At 62.3% G+C, this 18,939-nt stretch carries 19 protein-coding genes; 14 read left to right on the top strand and 5 right to left on the bottom strand.

Features of this window, described 5'->3' with window-relative positions; all coding sequences use genetic code 11:
* Positions 1-5 precede the first annotated feature (5 nt).
* Genes IF204_RS17450 through IF204_RS17400 form a run of 11 tightly spaced genes read left to right on the top strand, consistent with a single transcriptional unit; the run spans position 6 to position 10,015 of the window.
* The gene (locus IF204_RS17450; protein WP_194098452.1) at positions 6-284 is read left to right on the top strand and encodes a type IV secretion system protein VirB3; all 279 of its coding nucleotides are present in this window, start codon (positions 6-8) and stop codon (positions 282-284) included.
* A complete protein-coding gene (locus IF204_RS17445) occupies positions 274-2,658 on the top strand; it encodes a VirB4 family type IV secretion/conjugal transfer ATPase (protein WP_194098451.1) in 2,385 nt (794 codons plus the stop codon). Before IF204_RS17450 ends, IF204_RS17445 begins: the two co-directional genes overlap by 11 nt.
* Positions 2,655-2,870 (top strand): hypothetical protein, encoded by a 216-nt coding sequence (locus IF204_RS17440; protein WP_127561468.1) that lies wholly within the window; start codon positions 2,655-2,657, stop codon positions 2,868-2,870. The genes IF204_RS17445 and IF204_RS17440 overlap by 4 nt, the downstream gene beginning before the upstream one ends.
* A gap of 4 nt (positions 2,871-2,874) precedes the next feature.
* Positions 2,875-4,041, top strand: a complete 1,167-nt coding sequence (locus IF204_RS17435; protein WP_194098450.1) for a lytic transglycosylase domain-containing protein — start codon at positions 2,875-2,877, stop codon at positions 4,039-4,041.
* A complete protein-coding gene (locus IF204_RS17430) occupies positions 4,038-4,835 on the top strand; it encodes a type IV secretion system protein (RefSeq protein WP_194098449.1) in 798 nt (265 codons plus the stop codon). The genes IF204_RS17435 and IF204_RS17430 overlap by 4 nt, the downstream gene beginning before the upstream one ends.
* On the top strand, positions 4,832-5,497 hold the full coding sequence (locus IF204_RS17425) for a virB8 family protein (protein WP_194098448.1): 666 nt from the start codon (positions 4,832-4,834) through the stop codon (positions 5,495-5,497). Before IF204_RS17430 ends, IF204_RS17425 begins: the two co-directional genes overlap by 4 nt.
* A complete protein-coding gene (locus IF204_RS17420) occupies positions 5,494-6,195 on the top strand; it encodes a TrbG/VirB9 family P-type conjugative transfer protein (protein ID WP_194098447.1) in 702 nt (233 codons plus the stop codon). The genes IF204_RS17425 and IF204_RS17420 overlap by 4 nt, the downstream gene beginning before the upstream one ends.
* Positions 6,192-7,517 (top strand): TrbI/VirB10 family protein, encoded by a 1,326-nt coding sequence (locus tag IF204_RS17415; RefSeq protein ID WP_194098446.1) that lies wholly within the window; start codon positions 6,192-6,194, stop codon positions 7,515-7,517. The genes IF204_RS17420 and IF204_RS17415 overlap by 4 nt, the downstream gene beginning before the upstream one ends.
* Before the next feature lies 1 nt (position 7,518).
* A complete protein-coding gene (locus IF204_RS17410; RefSeq protein WP_194098445.1) occupies positions 7,519-8,553 on the top strand; it encodes an ATPase, T2SS/T4P/T4SS family in 1,035 nt (344 codons plus the stop codon).
* Positions 8,550-8,990, top strand: a complete 441-nt coding sequence (locus tag IF204_RS17405) for a hypothetical protein (protein ID WP_228069589.1) — start codon at positions 8,550-8,552, stop codon at positions 8,988-8,990. The genes IF204_RS17410 and IF204_RS17405 overlap by 4 nt, the downstream gene beginning before the upstream one ends.
* Positions 8,990-10,015 (top strand): type IV secretion system protein, encoded by a 1,026-nt coding sequence (locus IF204_RS17400; protein WP_194098444.1) that lies wholly within the window; start codon positions 8,990-8,992, stop codon positions 10,013-10,015. The genes IF204_RS17405 and IF204_RS17400 overlap by 1 nt, the downstream gene beginning before the upstream one ends.
* A gap of 455 nt (positions 10,016-10,470) precedes the next feature.
* On the opposite strand, the gene IF204_RS17395 is transcribed toward IF204_RS17400, so the two are convergent.
* From IF204_RS17395 to IF204_RS17375, 5 genes are all read right to left on the bottom strand, one after another.
* Complete coding sequence (locus IF204_RS17395; RefSeq protein WP_194098443.1) at positions 10,471-11,733, bottom strand: NAD(P)/FAD-dependent oxidoreductase; 1,263 nt, start codon at positions 11,731-11,733, stop codon at positions 10,471-10,473.
* Positions 11,734-11,757: 24 nt separating this feature from the next.
* Positions 11,758-12,522: an amino acid ABC transporter ATP-binding protein gene (locus tag IF204_RS17390; RefSeq protein WP_322743308.1), complete on the bottom strand. Its 765-nt coding sequence runs from the start codon at positions 12,520-12,522 to the stop codon at positions 11,758-11,760.
* 12 nt (positions 12,523-12,534) lie between these two features.
* The gene (locus tag IF204_RS17385) at positions 12,535-13,455 is read right to left on the bottom strand and encodes an amino acid ABC transporter permease (RefSeq protein WP_194098442.1); all 921 of its coding nucleotides are present in this window, start codon (positions 13,453-13,455) and stop codon (positions 12,535-12,537) included.
* Positions 13,456-13,519: 64 nt separating this feature from the next.
* On the bottom strand, positions 13,520-14,407 hold the full coding sequence (locus IF204_RS17380) for an ABC transporter substrate-binding protein (RefSeq protein WP_194098441.1): 888 nt from the start codon (positions 14,405-14,407) through the stop codon (positions 13,520-13,522).
* A gap of 109 nt (positions 14,408-14,516) precedes the next feature.
* Positions 14,517-16,010, bottom strand: a complete 1,494-nt coding sequence (locus IF204_RS17375; protein ID WP_228069587.1) for an aldehyde dehydrogenase — start codon at positions 16,008-16,010, stop codon at positions 14,517-14,519.
* A gap of 233 nt (positions 16,011-16,243) precedes the next feature.
* On the opposite strand from IF204_RS17375, the gene IF204_RS17370 reads away from it, so the two are divergent.
* The 3 genes from IF204_RS17370 to IF204_RS17360 are packed head-to-tail and all read left to right on the top strand — an operon-like array spanning position 16,244 to position 18,938.
* Positions 16,244-17,008 carry a UTRA domain-containing protein gene (locus IF204_RS17370; protein WP_194098440.1) on the top strand — a complete coding sequence of 255 codons (765 nt, stop codon included), beginning with the start codon at positions 16,244-16,246 and terminating at the stop codon, positions 17,006-17,008.
* 2 nt (positions 17,009-17,010) lie between these two features.
* Entirely contained in the window at positions 17,011-18,330 is a 1,320-nt protein-coding gene (locus IF204_RS17365) for a UbiD family decarboxylase (RefSeq protein WP_194098439.1), read from the top strand.
* Positions 18,327-18,938, top strand: coding sequence for a UbiX family flavin prenyltransferase (locus IF204_RS17360; protein WP_194098438.1), 612 nt, complete (start codon positions 18,327-18,329; stop codon positions 18,936-18,938). Before IF204_RS17365 ends, IF204_RS17360 begins: the two co-directional genes overlap by 4 nt.
* The last annotated feature ends 1 nt before the right edge of the window (position 18,939 follow it).

The following is an 18,939-nucleotide window of genomic DNA, read 5'->3' as shown; positions in this document are numbered from 1 at the left end:
CATCAATGGCTGACCAGTCCCGCGTGTTCATCGGCCTTCTCAGGCCACCCAAGCTGATGGGCTTGCCGATCATGTACGCCATGGTCTGGCTCTTCGGCTCGACGCTCCTGTTCCTCTGGGTGCAGAGCTGGGTGGTAGCATTGTTCGCGGGACTGGCCTGGCCGGCGCTCTGGAAGGCCGCGGACTGGGATCCGAACTTTCTCGATGTCCTGGTGATCACCTTGCAAGAAACCCCGCCCACGACGAACCGCAAGCTGCACGGGGGCGACAGCTATGCCCCGTGATGAACTGGCCGATAACGTGGCGGAGGCGCTCGATCCGCTCACGGCGCTGCCCGCTTGGGTCAAGGGCGAGAAACGGCTCTCAATGATGCTGCCTTATGTGAGCCTCGTGAACGACCGAACGATCCGGACACGCGGCAACGAGCTGATGCAATGCATCCGACTTGAGGGGGTGAACAGCACCACGAGCGAGGACGGGCATCTCGACCGGATCGGAGGGTTGCTGGCTGGCATCGTGGCGCAGGTCGGGACCGAGTTCTCATTCTACCTGCACAAGGTCTCGAAAGCAGTCGATGTGACGCTGCCGCCCATCCCGGGCGAGGGGTTCGCGGCCGCCGTCGATCAGCGCTGGCGCACCCATCTTGGACGCTCGGGTCTGCGCGACAAATCGCTGACCCTCACGGTGCTGAAACGTCCCGAGGCGGGCAGCCGCTTACCGTTCGGTCTTGGCGCGTCCCGCGCCCGGCATGCAGCCGACACCACTCGGCGCTTGCGCAAACTCGACGAGGTGGTGGGATTTCTGCTGTCGTCTTTCGATGAGCTGAAACCCCGGCTGCTTGCGGCCAGCACCGGCGAGCTTCTGGGCTTCCTAGGGTCACTGAACACTGGCGAAGAGCATCCGCTCTTCCCGAGGTCGCGCCTCGGCGTGATCGCCGAGGACCTGGCCAATACCCGCGTCACATTCCGCGGCACGACCATCGCGCTCTCCGACGGTGCCGTCGGCGACAAGCTCGGCGCGATCTTCGCGGTGAAGAATTACCCGGCCAAGACCGACGGCCTGATGCTCGACGAGCTGAACCTGCCCGTCGATATGGTCGTCACCCACTCGTTCGTACCGATCAACGCCAACATCATGGCGGGCCGGATCAAGCGGCAGCTGCGCCTGATGCAAGCCGCCAATGACGGGGCCGTCAGTCTCGCCCAGGAACTGGAACTCGCGCAGGACGATCTGGAATCCAAACGCCTGATCTTCGGCGAGCACCACATGACGGTGGCGGTCTATGCGCGCACCCAAGCGGCGCTCGACGACATCGCGGCCGAGATCCGCAACATCTCCGCCACCTCCGGCATCAACCTGATCTCGGAAGCATTCGGAGCACGGGCGCATTTTATGGCGCAGCATCCGGGGAATACCGGGGCGCGCAGCCGCAAGGCAGCGATCACGAACCACAACTTCGCCGATCTCGCCACCTTCCACCGCACCCCGCTCGGAAAGACTGGCCGGGAAGTGCCGTGGGGCGTGCCGATCACGCTCTTTCCGACACCCGAGCGCAGCGGCTTTCGCTTCAACTTCCACGAACAGGGCGCACCGGACCGTGAGCCCACGGGAGGGCATACCCTGATCCTCGGCCGCCCCGGCTCGGGCAAATCCGTGCTGGCGGCTTTCCTGATGACCATGGCCCGGCGGGCAGGTGCGCGGGTTTTCGTTTTCGATTATCGCGCTGGCATGGAGATGGCCGTCCGCGCGCTTGGCGGCAGTTATTCGACGGTGCGGGCAGGGCGTCCCACGGGCCTCAATCCGCTGCAGACCGAGATCGATGCGCGCGGTCAGGCCTGGCTTGCCGACTGGCTCGCAAGCCTCCTCGAGCGCCGGGACCGGCCTCTGACCCCGGTGCAGACCAACCGCCTGCAAGAGGTCGTGCGCCAGAACGCGAGTGCCGGGAACGCGGCCCTGCGGAACTGGTCGGATTTCGCATCGCTTTTGGTTTCGACCGATGATGAGGGCGACCTCTTTGAGCGCATGCAGGAATGGACATCCGAAGGGCGCTACGGCTGGATCTTCGGTGCGAACGCGGACGACACATTCAGTATCGACGGCGACGTGGCAGGTTTCGACCTGACCGGCATCCTCGATTCCGAGAGCGAGCGGGAACGCATGGCAGTCCTCTCCTATCTCTTCCGCCGCGTCGAGCGTGTGATCGAGGACCGCAAGCCCACGATCATCGTGATCGACGAGGCCTGGAAGGCGCTCGACAACGCGTATTTCGCGGAGCGGCTCTCGAACTGGCTGGTGACTGCCCGCAAGCAGAACGCGGTCGTCGTGATGATGACCCAGTATGCCAGCCAGCTCGAACGCACCCGGACCGGCAAGACCATCGTCGAAGCCGTGCCGACGCAGGTGCTTCTGCCCAACATCCGCGCCTCGGCTGCGGATTACGCAATGCTCGGCCTCAGCGAGAAAGAGCTGGACGTGCTTCTGGGCGTCGGGTCGGCCTCGCGGCTGGCGCTCGTGCGCGATGACCGGGGTGCTGTGGTGATCGATGCCGATCTCAGCGCCCTCGGCCCCCTAGTGACCATCCTCGGCGGCATGGAAAAGGGAGAGGCATTGGTCGGCCCTGATTACCGCGAACGACAAGATTTCTGGAGAGTGACATGACCCGTACAATCACCCGCAGCGCAGTGCTGCTTGGCCTTGGCCTGACCCTGACGGCCTGTGCGCAACATGAGCCCCGTCTGGCCAACTGTTTCAACTTCCGCGATGCGCCCGCGCAGACGGCTGCTGCCACGACGACGATCTCAACCATAGAGGCTGAGGTTACGCGCCGCGACACGGTCTGCGATTTCGTGATGCTGGGAGCGGGTGGCTAAGCGCATGCGGACCTGGCTTCCTCTCTCGATGATCGGCTTTGCACTGGCAGGTCCCACGGCGGGGCCAGCGGTCGCCCAAGGCGTGCCAACCTTCGATCTGCGCCTCTTCGCAGAGCGGCAGGCGATCCTTGAGCAGACTGATCGGGACCTGGCACTGCAGCAGGACCGGCTAAGCCGCGTGGAGGAACTGGCCGAGATCGAGCGTCAGCAACTCGCCTCCCTCGAAGGGCTGATGGATGCCATGTCCCTCGGCTCCGGCGATGTCGCAGGCACCGTGGCCGGGCTCGAGGCGGGGCAGGGGGTTGTTGGTGACGTCGAGAGTGCTGCGGCCAGCCTCTATGCGCCCGAGGATAACAACCCGGCCGCGGCCCGGATGTTCGGCGATGCCCGAGAAGGGATCGAGGAACTCATCATCCGCGCGGCGCGTCACACCCATAGCCTGCCCGGCGTAAGCCGCGCAGGCCTCTCTCTCGTGCAATGGCGCTGCCTGCTGCAGGCGCTGATCTGGCAGGAAAGCCGCTTCCAGATCGGCGCGCGCTCCCCCGTTGGGGCGTTTGGCCTCACGCAAATCATGCCCGGCACCGCGGGCGATCTCGGGATCTACCCGGCTTATTACGACGACCCCTGGCTGCAGGTCACTGGCGGCGCGCGCTACCTCGCGCAGATGCTGAACATGTTCGACGGCAACATCATACATGCGCTTGCCGCTTACAACGCAGGCCCGGGCAACGTTCAGAACTACGGCGGCATCCCGCCCTTCGCGGAAACCCAGCATTACGTTGTGGTGATCCCGCAGCAATACAACAGCTATCTCGCCGCCGTGGGTGGCATCGATGCGCTCGGCACCATCGACCCTGTCCTTTTGGCGAACGCGAGCTTCAGCCTCTCGGCCCATGGCGCGGGCGTCTATGGCGATTATTCGCTGGTCTCGGTACGTGCGGCAGCCTTGCGCGTTCAGGACATCATCACCCGCATTGGCGAAACCGAAGACCTGCACGAGGCCATCGCACTCAACACCTATGCCCGGGCCGAGCTTGCCCGGCTGGTCGCAATCCGGACCCGGATCAGGGCCGCCCAAATCGAGCCACTCAGCGCCGAGCAAATCGCCTTGGCCGCGGCTCAAGCCGCGGAGCGGCAATACATGGATTTCAGTCAGGAGGATTTGCGTTGAACCTGCGCCCGCCCCGTTCCCTTTTCGCCGGTAGCATCGCTCTCGCGCTTGCCCTAACGGTCACTGGACCTGCCGCGGCACAGGGTGTGCCCACGGTGGACACCCAGAACATTGCTCAGGAAATTCGCCAGCTTCAGCAGATGCTGCAGGATTTCGGGATTCAGACCGACCTTCTGGACAATGCGCTTGCGCAGCTTGAGACGCTGCAAGGCCAGCTCCAACAGTTGAACGAGATGTATGCCTCCCTCACCGGGCCGCGTAGCATACTCGGCCTCGCCATGGGCGGTGATCTCGACAACCTGCTCGAAACCGATCTGGCCGACATTCCCGACCTGATCCGAGGGGTCCAGGCGGGCGATTGGAGTGCTCTGATCGGGCCAAATGCCGGGCCCATGCGCTCGCAGATGGAACAGGCTCTGGCAAGTGCCGGGTTTGACGAAGATTCACTTCGCGAAATCGCCACCAGCGGCAATCCGGGCGCGGAAGGTGTCGCCACGCGGGCAACCACAGGTGCTGTGATGTCAGCGGCGGCGCAGAACAGCCACGCAGAGGCGGAACAATCTCTTGAGCGCGTCGAACGTCTGGTCGAAATGATCCCGGATATGGAAGATCTGAAGGCGTCCATGGACCACAACACCCGCGTGACGGCGGAGCTTGCCATCGCCCTCACGCGCATGTGGGAGCTTGAAGCCATCCAGACTCTTGGCGCAGGCAATACCGGTCTCGTCGATGCCGCAACCATCGCTGAAGAACAGCGCTACATGGACTTCACTTTGCCGGAGCTTCAACCATGAGCGGGGCATTGAGGGTGAGTGCGCGCGAATTCGTGGAAGAGGAACTGATCCATGGCGCGCTGCGCCGGGAACACCTCTGGCGGATGATCGGGCTTGGCGGGGCGGGTTTCGGCGTCTTGGGCTGCCTTGCGGCCGCGGTCGTCGCCCTGATGGTCGAGACGCCCCTACCGGTCGTCGTACCCTATGATCCCGCGACGGGCTTGGCCCTGCCGAACGCCACGGTCGAAACCGTATCACTTGCGGAACGGCCCGCCGTGATCGAGGCGCAAATCTACCGCTACATTCTCGACCGCGAGACCTACAACCAGCTCGACAACGATCTTCGTGTCCGCCGCGTTCTGGCTCAGTCCTCCGGGGCGGCGGAGGCCAGCATGCGCGCGATGTGGACGTCAGGGCAGGAGAGCTATCCGCCGACACGATATGGGCCGGCGGCAGAAATGGCCGTCGAGATCGCGTCGATCACCCTTATTGGCGAGAACCGCGCCCAAGTGCGTCTCAGAAAGCGTCTGACCAGCCCGCAAGGGGCACAGGATGGATCGTTCACAGTGACGCTGATGTTCGATTTCCAGCCCGAGCGAACCCGTGCGATCGACGATGTCTGGCAAAACCCGTTCGGCTTCACCGTCACCCAATATGCAATCCGATCGGACCGTTCCGAATGACCCGTACTCCAATCACTACCCTGTTGGCTGCCAGTATTCTCGCGTTCGCGGGAACAACTGCCTTGGCCGAGACCACGCCCCGCCCAGGTTCTCACGACAATCGCGTGCGCGTGGCGTCCTGGACCGAAGGCCAAGTTTACCGTGTCGTCACGACTCTGACCCGCGTCACCACAGTCGAATTCGGTGAGGGTGAAACCATCCGTTCGATCATCGCCGGCGATACGGTAGGATTTCAATTCGACGGTGTCCCGGGTGGCCGCGCCTTCGCCATCAAACCAACAGCGTCTGGCGTCGCCACAAACATCACCGTCTACACCAACCGCCGCTCCTACTACTTCCATGTCGTCGAAGCCCGGGAGACGCCGCACTATGTCGTGCAGTTCCGCTATCCTGAAAACCGCGTGCAACCCACCAAGGCGGTTGCGGCCGATGCGCCGAACGCGAACTATGCGGTCAGTGCCCGAGAAGAGTTCACGCCGACGGCCATCTGGGATGATGGTACCTTTACGTATTTCCGGTTTTCACGGAACGCGCCGGTGCCCGCCATCTTCCGATATTCGAACGGCAGGGAACGCGCGGTCAACAGCCAGGCCTTGAGTGACGGCGTCATCCGCGTGTCCGGCGTCAACCGACAATGGGTCCTTCGCCTTGGCGAAGAGGTGGTTTGCGTCCAGGACGCAGGACAGGCCACATCATGACCGAAGGTACGGAAGACCTCGCCGCGCGCCTCGCGGCTCTCGAAGGCTCGACTGGCAAAGCGAAGGCCAACAAGCGGCCTGCGCCGCTTGCCGCGATCCTTGGGGTCGTCGGCATCGCGGCAGCAGGTGGTCTGGCGTGGGCTGCGCTACAGCCGTCGGCAGAAGCACCAATGGCGACCGCCGCGCCGGAAGAGTTCCAGAGCAGCGGCCCCGGATTCGGAGATCTGGCGCCGATTTCTACCCCGGAGCCCAGCCAAGCCCCGCCTGCGGACACAGGTCCGAGCGAGTCTGAACTCGCGCTGATGGAAAGTCTTGCGACATTGAGAGCGGAACTCGAGGAACTGCGCGCAAGACCGGCCGAGGCCGCGGATAGCGGGGCGGAGCAGGCTATTGCGGACCTGACGGCGCAAATTGCCACCTTACAGGAAGCATCCGCCGAGGCGCAGCGTGCCCTCGAGCGGCAGCTGACCGAGCGGGATCGCGAATTGGATCAGCTCCGCATGGACTTGGAGCTTGCACGGCTTGCACCACCAGAGCCGACCTCATTGGGACCAAGTGAAGAAGAATTGCGGCTGGCCGAACTCGAAAGGCGGCGCGCAGCCGAAGCCGAGGCCCGCGCAGAGCGCATCGCGTCTCCTATGATCGCCTTCTCGGGGATGGGCGCGGGTGCGGATAGGGAGAATACGCTGGAAGCCGCGCGTCTGAATGCAGATGAAGCCTTTGTTCGTTCGGGCGCGCAACCAGCACAGGTGACACGTGCCGAAGTGATCGCGAACCCATCGAACACGGTTGTTCAGGGCACCATGATTCAGGCTGTGACAGAGACGGCCCTCGACAGCACACTGCCCGGCGCGATCCGCGCCATCGTCTCCGAAGACGTCCATTCCTTTGACGGCACGCGCGTCCTGATTCCGCGCGGCGCGCGTCTCGTGGGGCGCTACCGCTCCGATGTCGCGTTGGCACAGTCGCGGGTCATGGTGGCCTGGGATCGGATCATCCTGCCCGACAATCAGACCGTGCAGATCAGCGCCTTCGGGGGTGACGAACTTGGCCGTACCGGTACCACCGGATTTGTCGACACGCGTTTCGCGCAGCGCTTCAGCTCGGCCGCGCTTATTTCGCTGATCGGGGTATTACCTGCAGCAGCAGCCGGACAGATCGAGGATGAAGCCGCCGCCGATATTGCGAGCGATGTCGGTACGGACCTGCGCGACAGCACGCAAAGCGTGATGCAGGACTATCTGACGATCCGGCCAGTAATCCATGTCGAACAAGGCACGCGGATCACGGTCATGGTCGACCGCGACCTGGAGATCTTCTGACATGGCGGCGAGCTATCTCGAAGCCTCGCTCGACCGTCTAGGCGCGCCTGTGCATCGGGACGACACGATCGAGATCTGCATCAACCCCGACGGGCGGGTCTGGGGCGAGTTACAGGGCGATCACTTCATGCGGGGCCTCGGCATCCCGCTCACCCAGACCGAGATCAAGGATCTTGGCAACCAGATCGCCTCGGCCGCCTCGACCACGCTCAGCACCAAGAAGCCCATCGTCTCGGTCTCGATCCTCTACCGGGATCGTCCGATCCGGGCGCAGGTGATCCAGCCTCCCGCCGTCGAGGGCGGGTTCTCCATCTCACTTCGGTTCTTCTCCTCCCTGCCGCTGGAGGGCATCAGGCTCGGATTCCTGTATGGCAAGGAGCGCAGCCTCGAAGGGCTGCGTCGCGAACGCAACGCCGCGCTGCGCGATGTGGTGGCCTCCGGCGATATCGACGCCGCCCTGCGGTTCTGCGTCGAGAACAAGCTCAACATGATCGTCTCGGGCGGCACCTCGACCGGCAAGACGGTCGCGGCGCGCAAGATCCTCTCGCTGATCCCGCCCGAGGAACGGATCATCACGATCGAGGAGGCAGCTGAGCTGCGGCCCGAGCAGCCGAATGCCGTGACGCTGATCGCAGATCGCGACGCAGACGCCCGCAACGCCGATGTACTTCTGGCCTCCACCCTGCGGATGCGGCCCGACCGTATCGTGCTGGGTGAGGTTAGGGGTCGCGAGGCCATGACCTTCCTCGAAGCGATCAACACCGGGCATGGCGGCTCGCTGACCACCTTGCATGCCGAGACCCCACAACTTGCTGTTCGCCGCCTCGCCATCGCCGCCCTGAAAACCGATGTGCCGATGACCTATGCCGATATGGTGGACTACATCGAGGGCTCGATCGACGTGATCATTCAGGCCGGCCGTCATAATGGCGCCCGCGGCATCACCGAGTTCTTCCTGCCGGGGCAGGCGAGACATCCAGACCAGAACACGGGTCCAGCCGGGGGTGCCGAGCGCCCCACGGTCGCGGCCGAATGAACCGAAAGGAAATCCCCATGCGCAAGATCACCCTCACCGCCGCTGTCACCCTGCTGGCCGCGCCCCTCGCGGCCCAGACCGCGCCTCAGGTGACGAACGACCTCACCGTCACCATTTCGCCCCAACAGTACCGGATCTGCAACGACCGGCCAGCACGTCCGACCTGGATGGACGAGGTCCACCCACGCGAGGCCTACAAGGCACTGACTCTGATGGACCTCTACGAGCTGCGGGCATGGGAACAGATCGTCGAGACTGGCAACTGTGACTGCGACGTCCGCTTCCCGGGATGGGAAGAGGCCTCGGAAGAATTCGAGGAAAGGTACCTCCTGGCCTCTGCTGCGGAACATACAGCAGCGCAGCGGGACATCAGGCAGCAGCGCAATGATCTGCGCCACGCAGTACAGGATCTCTGTGAAGCACAAGGCAACTGGTAATGAGCGTGGTCAGCTGGATGGTCGAAACCGCTGACGGTTTCCTTGTCGATGCGGCCGAGTCTCAGTTCGGGGCCGTGGCGAGCAATACCGGCACGATCGTCCTGCTGATGGTCACACTCTCGCTGATCGGCGTCTGCATCAACATGGCCTTCCAGTTCCGAAGCATGGATGGGGCCAGCTTCTTCTGGTATCTCATTAAGCTGATGCTGATCGGCCTGTTCGCCTTCAATTGGGCCAACTTCAACGCGGTCGCCAATGCCGTGATCGGGGGCCTCGACTATGTCGCCGGCGCGCTGGTGTCGTCAGTCGGTGGAGCAGGGGCAGGTGCCACCCATTTCGCAGGAGAGTTCGACAACCTGATCGAGCGCTTCGCGACATATCTGAACGCGATCGGCAGCAATCTGAACTGGATGACCGGCGCGATCCTAGGTGGGATTGGCCTCGTGCTCCTCAGCCTGCTCGGCTTCATGACCGGCATCGTCCTCATCTTTGCTAAGATGATGCTGACCCTGATGCTCGGGCTCGCGCCGATCATGATCGCGCTGTCGCTCTTCGATGCGACCAAGGATTTCTTTCACAGATGGGTCTCGACAACGATCAGCTACGCCTTCTACCCCATCGTCATCGCAGCCATGTTCTCGACCGTTGTCGGCATGGCGAATTCGCTGCTAGCCCAGCTCGGTGATCCGAACTCCGCAACCAATATCGGATCGCTCGTGCCGTTCTTCGTGATGGTGTTTCTGGCGAAGGGATTTGTGGCAGCAACGCCCCTGATCGTGCGTGGTATCTCGGGAAACCTGATGGTTGCGGCCGCGCCCGCAGTTGTTGCTGGATCTAGTGGGATCATGCGCGGACTCTTTAACACAGCTGGCGTCAAGGGTAGATCACGGATCGGCGCGCTGACCACCGGTGAGGGTATTGGGCGAGGCGTAGCACAGGGTCCAGCAGTTGTACGAGCGGCAGCCACAACCGCCAGTGCACACCTGGTCAGAATGTCGGAGAGGGCGAAGAGGTTGTCCCAGTGATGGATGGTGCCGATTTCCAAGTGAATTCAGTTGGTTGGGCAATGTCATGTGCAGCGCATGTTCATGTTTCGATCGCGCGATTTCGTGCTGCATCGCGAGAATTTCGGTAAGCGGACAGAGATTGGTCTCTTCTGCATTCATGAGTGCTCGCCGGCGAAGTGGAATTGATGATGGCAAGTTCGCTGGACTCGTAGGTCGTGCAGAAAGCAGCCGTTCTACGTAGGCGCCATAAAGGTCGGCTGAGCGGGACATTCCGGTCTTGTGCGGTTGCGGCTATTGCTGATGCAGCATTTCCGCGGAGATGCGGAAAAAAAGATGCAGCGATGTCGCACTTGTCGTCGAATCCGCCGTTCAACAACACCAGTATTGGTGGATTTCAAACCAACCTGTCGCCGCACCACGCACGAGCCATCAAGACACGGGACAATCCGGTCATTCGAAGCAAATAGCCTACGTTACCAAAACCGCTCGGGTGAGAGTTGACTGATATCGACATCGGGTTCCCGCCCCTGAGCCAATTGCGACAAGACGCTGCCCACCATTGGACCCAAGCCGAAACCGTGGCCACTGAAGCCGGTGGCGACCAGCAGGCCGCTGGTTGTTGACACAGGGCCGAGAGCGGGGACCATATCCGGCAACGTGTCGATATAGCCTGCCCAACTTGCGCGAACCCGCAGGTTGGAGAATGCGGGGAAGAAATCGGCGGCCTCAGCGAGTGCCTGGTCAATGCGGGCACGGTTCGGGGGGACGCAGTCGCGTGTCGGCGGAATGTCAGCCAGGGGCGGCGGCGCGCCGCGCGACAGGAGACGCCGAAGGGGGGACAGGTAATTGATGCGCGAGGCATCGGGCTGCTCCTTCCGGACCTTCATGTACCAGCTTGCATAGCGAACGGAATCCATTCGCACGTCATATTCGCCACCCGCCACCGACAGATGCAGCGATCCGTCGGCGGCCTGCCGCATGCCGGTCATCGGGCAGGACACACAGAGCGGAAACGGAGCGGCCAGAGGCTCGGTCTTGGCCACGGTGGCGCGAATGATTTCCTGCGGCAGCTTGACGCCAAGCGGCCTGAGCAACCCGGCGCTTTTCGCTCCGGCAGCGCAGATGACTGTATCCGCACGGTAAAGCCTGCCTGCGGACCAGACCCCGGAGACAGCCCCGGCTGCCCTTTCCAGCCTTGACACAAGCTGGCCCGAGATGACCTCCGCACCATGCTCGACGGCGGCGTCCAGGAAGGCGCGTGTTGCCTGCGCAGGTTCCGCGCGGCCATCAGATGCAGTGAACATGGCCCCCAACACATTGGCATTTGGGTTCAGGCCCGGCAGTTTCTCCGCTACCTCTGCCGCGCTCAAGATCTGCGTGTCCAGCCCGTAGCCCTGCGCCTCTTTCCGCCAGGCAACCTGCCCGGCCATGTCATCCTCGGACAGGGCCAGCACGATATTGCCGCCCTGATGCCAGCCCAGTTTGCGGCCCAGGTCGCACTCCAGATCCTGCCAAAGACGGATTGCGCCCATGGCAAGTGGCACTTCCCTGAAATCGCGCGCCTGTTGGCGGACAAATCCCAGATTGCGGCCCGATTGCGCGGAACCCGGGGTGTCGCGTTCGAAAAGCAGCACGCGCAGGCCGGACCGCGCGGCATAAAAGGCGGCAGAGCATCCCATGATGCCGCCGCCGACGATGATCACATCCCAATGCTCGGTCCTATGGCGTGGTTTCATGAAGCACCTGGCATCACTACGGCCCTAGTTGACCTTGGACAGAAAGGTGCGGGTCCGCTGGTGGCGCGGGTTGACCAGCACCTCGCCGGGCGGGCCGCATTCCACGATCTTTCCCCCATCCATGAATGCAACGCGGTGGCAGACGTCGCGGGCAAAGGCCATTTCATGGGTGACGACCATCATCGTCATGCCGTCTTCGGCAAGGGCGCGCATCACGTCCAGGACTTCGCCGACCAGTTCGGGGTCAAGTGCGCTGGTGGGTTCATCAAACAGGATCAGCTTGGGCTTCATCGCCAGCGCCCGCGCAATGGCGACGCGCTGCTGCTGGCCGCCGGACAACATGCGCGGATAGGTATCCAGCTTGTCCCCCAACCCGACCTGTTCAATGATACCCTTGGCAAGATCGATTGCATGTTCCTTGGGCACGCCGAGAACCTGAATCGGGGCCTCGATGACGTTTTGTAGAACCGTCATGTGGCCGAAGAGATTGAAATTCTGAAACACCATCGCAATTTGGGCGCGTTGCTTGGCGATCAGTTTCTCGGGCAGCTCATAGGCCAGATTGCCGACCTGCCGATAGCCGATCAGCTCTCCATCCACGGTAATGCTGCCGCCATCGATGCGCTCCAGGTGGTTGACGCAGCGCAGCAGCGTGGATTTGCCCGAACCGGACGGGCCGATCAGGCTGAGCACCTCGCCGGGGGCGACCTCTAGATTGATCTCCTTGAGGACCTCCAGTGCGCCGTAGCTCTTGGATACTCGGTCAAACACGACCATCGCTTCTGACATGACAGGACTCCCCTAGGATGAGCGAAACAGCCGCCAGCGGATGGGCGCGTCGGCTTGCAGCAAGGAGCGCCCGTAATGGCGTTCGATCCGGGACTGGATCGCGGTCAGGATCGACGTCGCGGTGAGATACCAGATACAGGCCACGATCAGCAGCGGGATGGTCTGGAAATTGCGCGAATAGATGGTCTGCGCCGAATAGAGCAGGTCGGACAGCGCGATGACGCTGACCAGCGAGGACGTCTTGAGCATCCCGATGGTCTGGTTCCCGGTCGGCGGGATGATGATCGGCATGGCCTGAGGGATCACGATCCGCCACAGCGCCTTACCATTGGTCATGCCAAGTGATTTCGCCGCCTGGCGCTGACCGGAATCGACCGACATCAGCCCGCTGCGGATGATCTCGGACATATAGGCCCCTTCGTTCAGCCCTAGGCCGAGGATGGCAGCCATGACGGGGGTGATTACGGTGTTGGTGTCGACCGAATACCACAGCGAGGTAAAGGGAATGCCGATCGACAGATCCGGAAACAGCGCCGCCAGGTTGTACCAGAAAATCAGCTGCACCAGCACCGGCGTGCCGCGAAAGAACCACAGATAGGTATTGGCGACGACGGAGATGACTCTGTTGGATGACATTGCCATGATCGCCAGGATGGTCCCCAGGACAATACCGATCACCATCGTGACCACCGTCAGCCAGGAGGTCAGGACGAGCCCCGATATGATGCGGTCGTCAAAGAGATACTGGCCGACGACAGGCCAGCCGAAATTGTCGTTATCGGCAATCGAGATCAGGAAGGACGCCAGGATGATCAGCAACACGGCGGCAGCGGCCTTGCGGCCATAGCCGCGGATCGGAACATAGGTCAGCAGTGGCGTTTCGCCGACATTGCCGCCTTTGGCAGGGTCAGGGATGGGTGACGGCAGGTCCATGATCGCTCCGTGGCAAACCGCAGGGCTAGGTCCAGCAGGCATCCCTGCCGAACCCCGTTATCGTTCAGTTCGCGGGAATGGTCTCCGAGTTGATGCCGGGTTCATGCGTCATCATCATCGGGGTCACGTCCCATTCGGTATAAATCGCCTCATAGGTGCCATCGGCCATGATCTCGCGCAGGGCCTCCAGGATCGCTTCGCCCAGGTCCATTTCCTCGGGACGGAATGCAATGCCACTGGGCTGGCGCGGCAGGATGTCGACGGCGACAACGCTGACCGGGCGCGGCGCGTTGTTCATGATCTCACGCGCCGAGGCCGCCGAGGTCAGGACGAAATCGGTGCGCCCGGAATAGAGCGACAGCAGCACGTCATTGCCGGTGCCGTATTCGGACACGGACATCGGTTCCTGGCCATCGGCCACGCAGGCATCCGACAGCGTTTCAGCAATCATGTCGACCCATTCGGTGCCGCTTTGCGCCGCGCCATTCATGCCGCACAGGTCAAGGTGATCCTCGATCCCCTCGCCATTTTCCTCCAGCACATAGGCGGAGGAGGTGGTGTAGCCGTAATTGACGAAGCTCACGACCTCGCGGCGCACGGGGTTATCCGTGATACCTTCCATCGCAATATCCCACCGGCCCGATTGCACGCCGGGGATCATTGAATCGAAGGCCACCGAGGTGACTTCCATCTCCACGCCCAGACGCTCTGCAATCGCATCCCAGAGATCGACTTCGAAGCCGACCATCTCGCCGTTTTCGTCGATATATTGGAAGGGCGGGTAGTTTGCGTCGGTCACAAGCTGGATAACGCCCGCATCCCGATATTCCTGCGGCAAGAGATCCGCGGCACCGTCGGCTGTGGCAGATCCGGCACCGATCATCAGGCCCAGTGCAAGGGCCGATGTTCCGCTCAGGCAGGCGCGGAGCGTCTTTTGGTTGATAAATGTCATTTCTCTCTCCTCCTTGGTGGTCTTTCTGGCCCTTTGGTTCTCGACTGAATCGGGCCGATAAAGTCGGTCTCGCGGAGCGGCGCGCAGCATGCGCCGCCCCGCCCGTGGTTCACCCGATAACGAACGGGTTGGCGATCTCCTCGGCGGTCGAGATCCAGACCGCCTTGGTCTGCAGATATTCGCGGATACCCTCGACGCCGTTTTCCCGGCCAAGGCCGCTTTTCTTGTAGCCGCCAAAGGGGGTGGTGTAGGAAATGTCGCGGTAGGTGTTGATCCAGACGCTTCCCGCCTCCAGCTGCTCCGACATCTTCAGCGCCAGGCGCATATCCGAGGTCCAGACCCCGGCAGCCAGGCCAAACTCGCTGTCATTGGCGATGGCGATGGCCTCTTCGGCGTCATCGAAGGCGATCGTTGACAGGACCGGCCCGAACACCTCTTCGCGGGCGATCCGCATATCATTGGTGACGCCGGTGAAGATGGTGGGTTCAATGAAAAAGCCGCTGGCGCATTCCTCAAGCTCGGGATGCTTGCCGCCCAGGGCAAGCTTGGCCCCTTCGCCCTTGGCAACCTCGATATAATCCAGCACCCGCTGATATTGCATCTGGTTGGCCATCGGGCCGATCTGAGTCTTGGGGTGGCAGGGGTCGCCGACGCGCGCGGCCCTGGTGAACGCGGCCAGCTTTTCGACAAATTCGTCATGCACCTGGCGCTGCACCAACAGGCGCGAGCCTGCGATGCAGGTCTGGCCGGTAGCCCCGAAAATGCCACCCACGACGCCGCGCACGGCATTGTCCAGATCCGCATCGGCAAAGACGATATTGGGGGATTTGCCGCCCAGTTCCAGGCTGACCCGCTTGACATCGCGCGCCGCAAGCATGCCCAGATGCGCGCCGGTCGCGGTGGAGCCGGTAAAGCCGATATGCCGGGTCTTGGGATGGGTGGCCAGCGGCTCGCCCACCTCCTTGCCATAGCCGGTCACGACATTGACGACGCCGGGCGGGAACCCGGCCTCCTCGACCAGTTCCATCAGCTTGAGCGCGGTGGCAGAGGTGGTTTCGGCCGGTTTCATGACAATCGTGTTTCCCGCTGCCAGCGCGGGCGCTGCCTTGAGCGAAAACAGCAGCAAAGGCGCGTTCCAGGGCACGATGCCAACGCAGACGCCAAGGGGTTCATGCCGGGAATAGCTCAGCGCGGGCTTGTCGCAGGGATGGACAGTGCCCTCGATCTTGTCGGCCAGCCCGGCGTAATAGTAATACCACTTCGCGACATAGGCGATCTGGTGGCGCATCTCGGCCAGTAGGCGGCCATTGTCGCGCACCTCGATCTCGGCCAGTTCGTCGGCGTGTTTTTCTATCAAGGTGCCAAGCCGGTGGATGATCGCGCCCCGGTCCGATGCGTGCATCCGCCCCCAAGGGCCGTTGCGAAACGCCTCATCCGCGGCCAGGATCGCGCGGTCCGCATCTTCGGCATTGCCGCGCGGCACCAGGGCCCAGGGCTCAGCGGTGAACGGGTTGACCGTTTCGATATAGTCACCTCCCGAAGGTGCGACCCACTCGCCGCCAATATACATCTGAAGCTTTGTAAGGCCTCCGGCTTCGGTCATCTTCTACCTTTCAAACTTGGCCCGGATCCCACGGCTTGATGCCGGTTTCCGGTGTGTTGCGATCAATCAATCGACTTATTGACATCTCTTTCGATAGCTAATGATATTGTTGTACGACTTGTCAACGACGTTTTTTGGGTGCTAACCTGTAAGAGGCTACAGTTTCTTCGCGTGGACATGGAATTTTTGCTGAAGCATCAGTCTGCTAATGATATTATTATAGGGGCCAAACAGTGAGCACAGAATCAAAGCCGCTTTACAGCCAGGTCAAATCCGCCATCGAGGACCGAATCGAAAGCCGCGACTGGCATGCCGATTTCAAGGTTCCAAGCGAAGAGGCGCTGTCCGAGGAATTCAACGTCTCGCATCTAACCGTTCGCCGCGCCCTGCGCGAGCTTCAATCGGAGGGCGTGCTGGTCCGCGTGCGCGGGCGCGGCACGTTCGTGGTCGGCCCCCGGATGCAATGTGCCGTGTTCGGGATCGAGGATGTCTCGGAAGAGATCGAGAACAACGGCGGCGTGCATACCAGCGAGATCGTCACCCTCTGCGCGCTGGAGCCCGACGATCCGCGCAGCAATCTGCTGCCGGTTGGTGGCGGCACGGTCTATTATTCGCGCATCCTGCATATGGAGGACCGCACCCCGATCCAGATCGAGGATCGGTTCATCAATGCCGGACTGGCCCCTGACTACATCGCGCAGGATTTCACCCGCATCACGACCCATGCCTATCTCTTGCGCGAAACCAAGGTCACCTTTGTCGACAACACGATCCGCGCCGTTCGTCCCGATGACGAGGCGCAGCACCTGTTGCAGATCGACGCCGCGCATCCCTGCCTGCTGATCAACCGCCAGACCTGGCAGGGCGACACACCGGTGACCCGGAGCCGATTTCTATATCCTGGGGACCGTTATCGCCTCTCCAGTGCCCATGAAGCCACAAGCAATGCATCTGTGATGACGCCCCCGTCGCGCAGGTCGAACCCGTCAAGGAGATAGCCATGAGAGAATTTGTCGAACGCCTGCGCGCCCGCGGTGACCTGATGGTTGTCGACAAGGAAGTTGACCCGTTCCATGAATTGGCCGCCGTCACGCATGTCGCCATGAAAAAATGGGGCAAGCCGATCCTGTTCACCAATGTGAAAGGCACGAAATTCCCGGTTGTCACCAACGTCTACGGCTCGCGCGAACGTCTGGCCGAGGTGATCGGCATCGACGCGGATGACTTTTGCCGACAGTGGAGCAATCTGGCCAATCTGGGGCAGGGCGTCGATGCGCCTTTCGTCAAGGCGGAAGAGGAGGAGCGGATCGACGTGAAGATGTCGGACCTGCCGCTGATCACGTATTCGGACCGCGATGGCGGGGCGTATTTTACCTCGGCCATGTTTATCGCCAATGACCCCGATACCGGTGTCGGCAACCTGTCCTATCACCGCAGCATGTATATCAATGATGAGGAATTGCGCTGCCGTCTGGCCCCGCGCCACCATCTGACGATCTACCACGAGAAGGCCGAGGCAAAGGGCGAATACCTGGAGGCCGCGATGCTGATCGGCGCGCCGGCCACCTCCTTCCTGACCGCAGCCGCGCCCTTGGCCTATGACGCCGATGAACTGGAGGTCGCCGCCCGCCTCAAGGGTGAGCCGATGCCGATGCGCAAATGCAAGCATATCGACCTGGAAGTGCCCGCCGAGACCGAGATCGTCATCGAAGGCCGCTTCCTGCCCAATGAACGCCGGCCCGAAGGGCCGTTCGGGGAATTCATGGGCTATTACGTTCCTGAAGGCCCCAATGCCGTGTTCGAGGTTCTGGGCGTCAATGTGCGCCCCGATGCGCTCTTCCACAGCATCCTGTGCGGCTCCGAGGAGGAGGTGCTGACGCTGGAATTGTCGGTTTCCGCCAATATCTTCCAGCGCCTCAGCGCCGCCTTGCCAGGGATTCTGAACGTCACCTGCCAGCCCTTCGTCAACCACGCGATCGTCCAGATTGATCCGCAATTCGAAGGTCATGCGCGCCAGGTCATGCTGGCCACTATCGGCGCGGAGCCGATCTGGGCCAAGGTCATCACGGTCGTCGATGCCGATGTGGACATCTATGATATGGATGATGTGATGTGGGCCACGTTGACCCGCTGCCGCCCGGACAAGGACATGATGATCATCCCCGAAACGCCCTCCTTCTACCGCGATGAGGACAAGGACCATTGGGGCCGCCTTTTGGTCGATGCCACCAAGCCCTGGGGCCGCGAGGATGAATTCCTGCGCAAGACCATCCGCATGGCCAAGGATATTGATCTGGCAGACTGGTTCGATACCAAATGAAACCCGTGAGCGATCATCCGCCGCGCATCATCATCGGGATCAGCGGGGCCTCGGGCGCAATCTATGGCGTCCGCGCGCTCGAGCATCTGGGCCGTCTCGGCGTGGAAACGCATCTGGTGGTGACGAAGTCCGCGCATCTGACCCTGGCGCAGGAGCTGGACATGCGCCCCGCCGAACTGGAGGCGAGGGCAAGCGTCGTCCATAACACCCGCGACATCGGGGCCACGATCTCCAGCGGGTCGTTCCAGACGCTCGGCATGCTGATTGCGCCCTGTTCGGTGCGCACGATGTCCGAGATTGCCGCCGGGACCACCGACACCCTGATCAGCCGCGCCGCCGATGTCGTGCTCAAGGAACGCCGCCGCCTGGTGCTGATGCTGCGCGAAACGCCTCTGCATCTGGGGCATTTGCGCACCATGACCGCGATCACCGAAATGGGGGCGATCATCATGCCGCCGGTGCCTGCCTTCTACACCAAGCCCGCATCGCTGGAGGAAATGGTGGATTACAGCGTCGGGCGCGCGCTCGACCTCTTTGGCATCGACATGGGCGGGATGAACCGCTGGCAAGGTCTCAAGACCGAGATGCAAGACCAGTCGGGCGGCTGAA

The sequence above is a fragment of the Marivivens aquimaris genome (assembly GCF_015220045.1).
GTDB lineage: Bacteria > Pseudomonadota > Alphaproteobacteria > Rhodobacterales > Rhodobacteraceae > Marivivens > Marivivens aquimaris.
The sequence above is the reverse complement of the archived record's forward strand: the minus strand, read 5'-3'. Positions and strand labels throughout refer to the sequence as shown.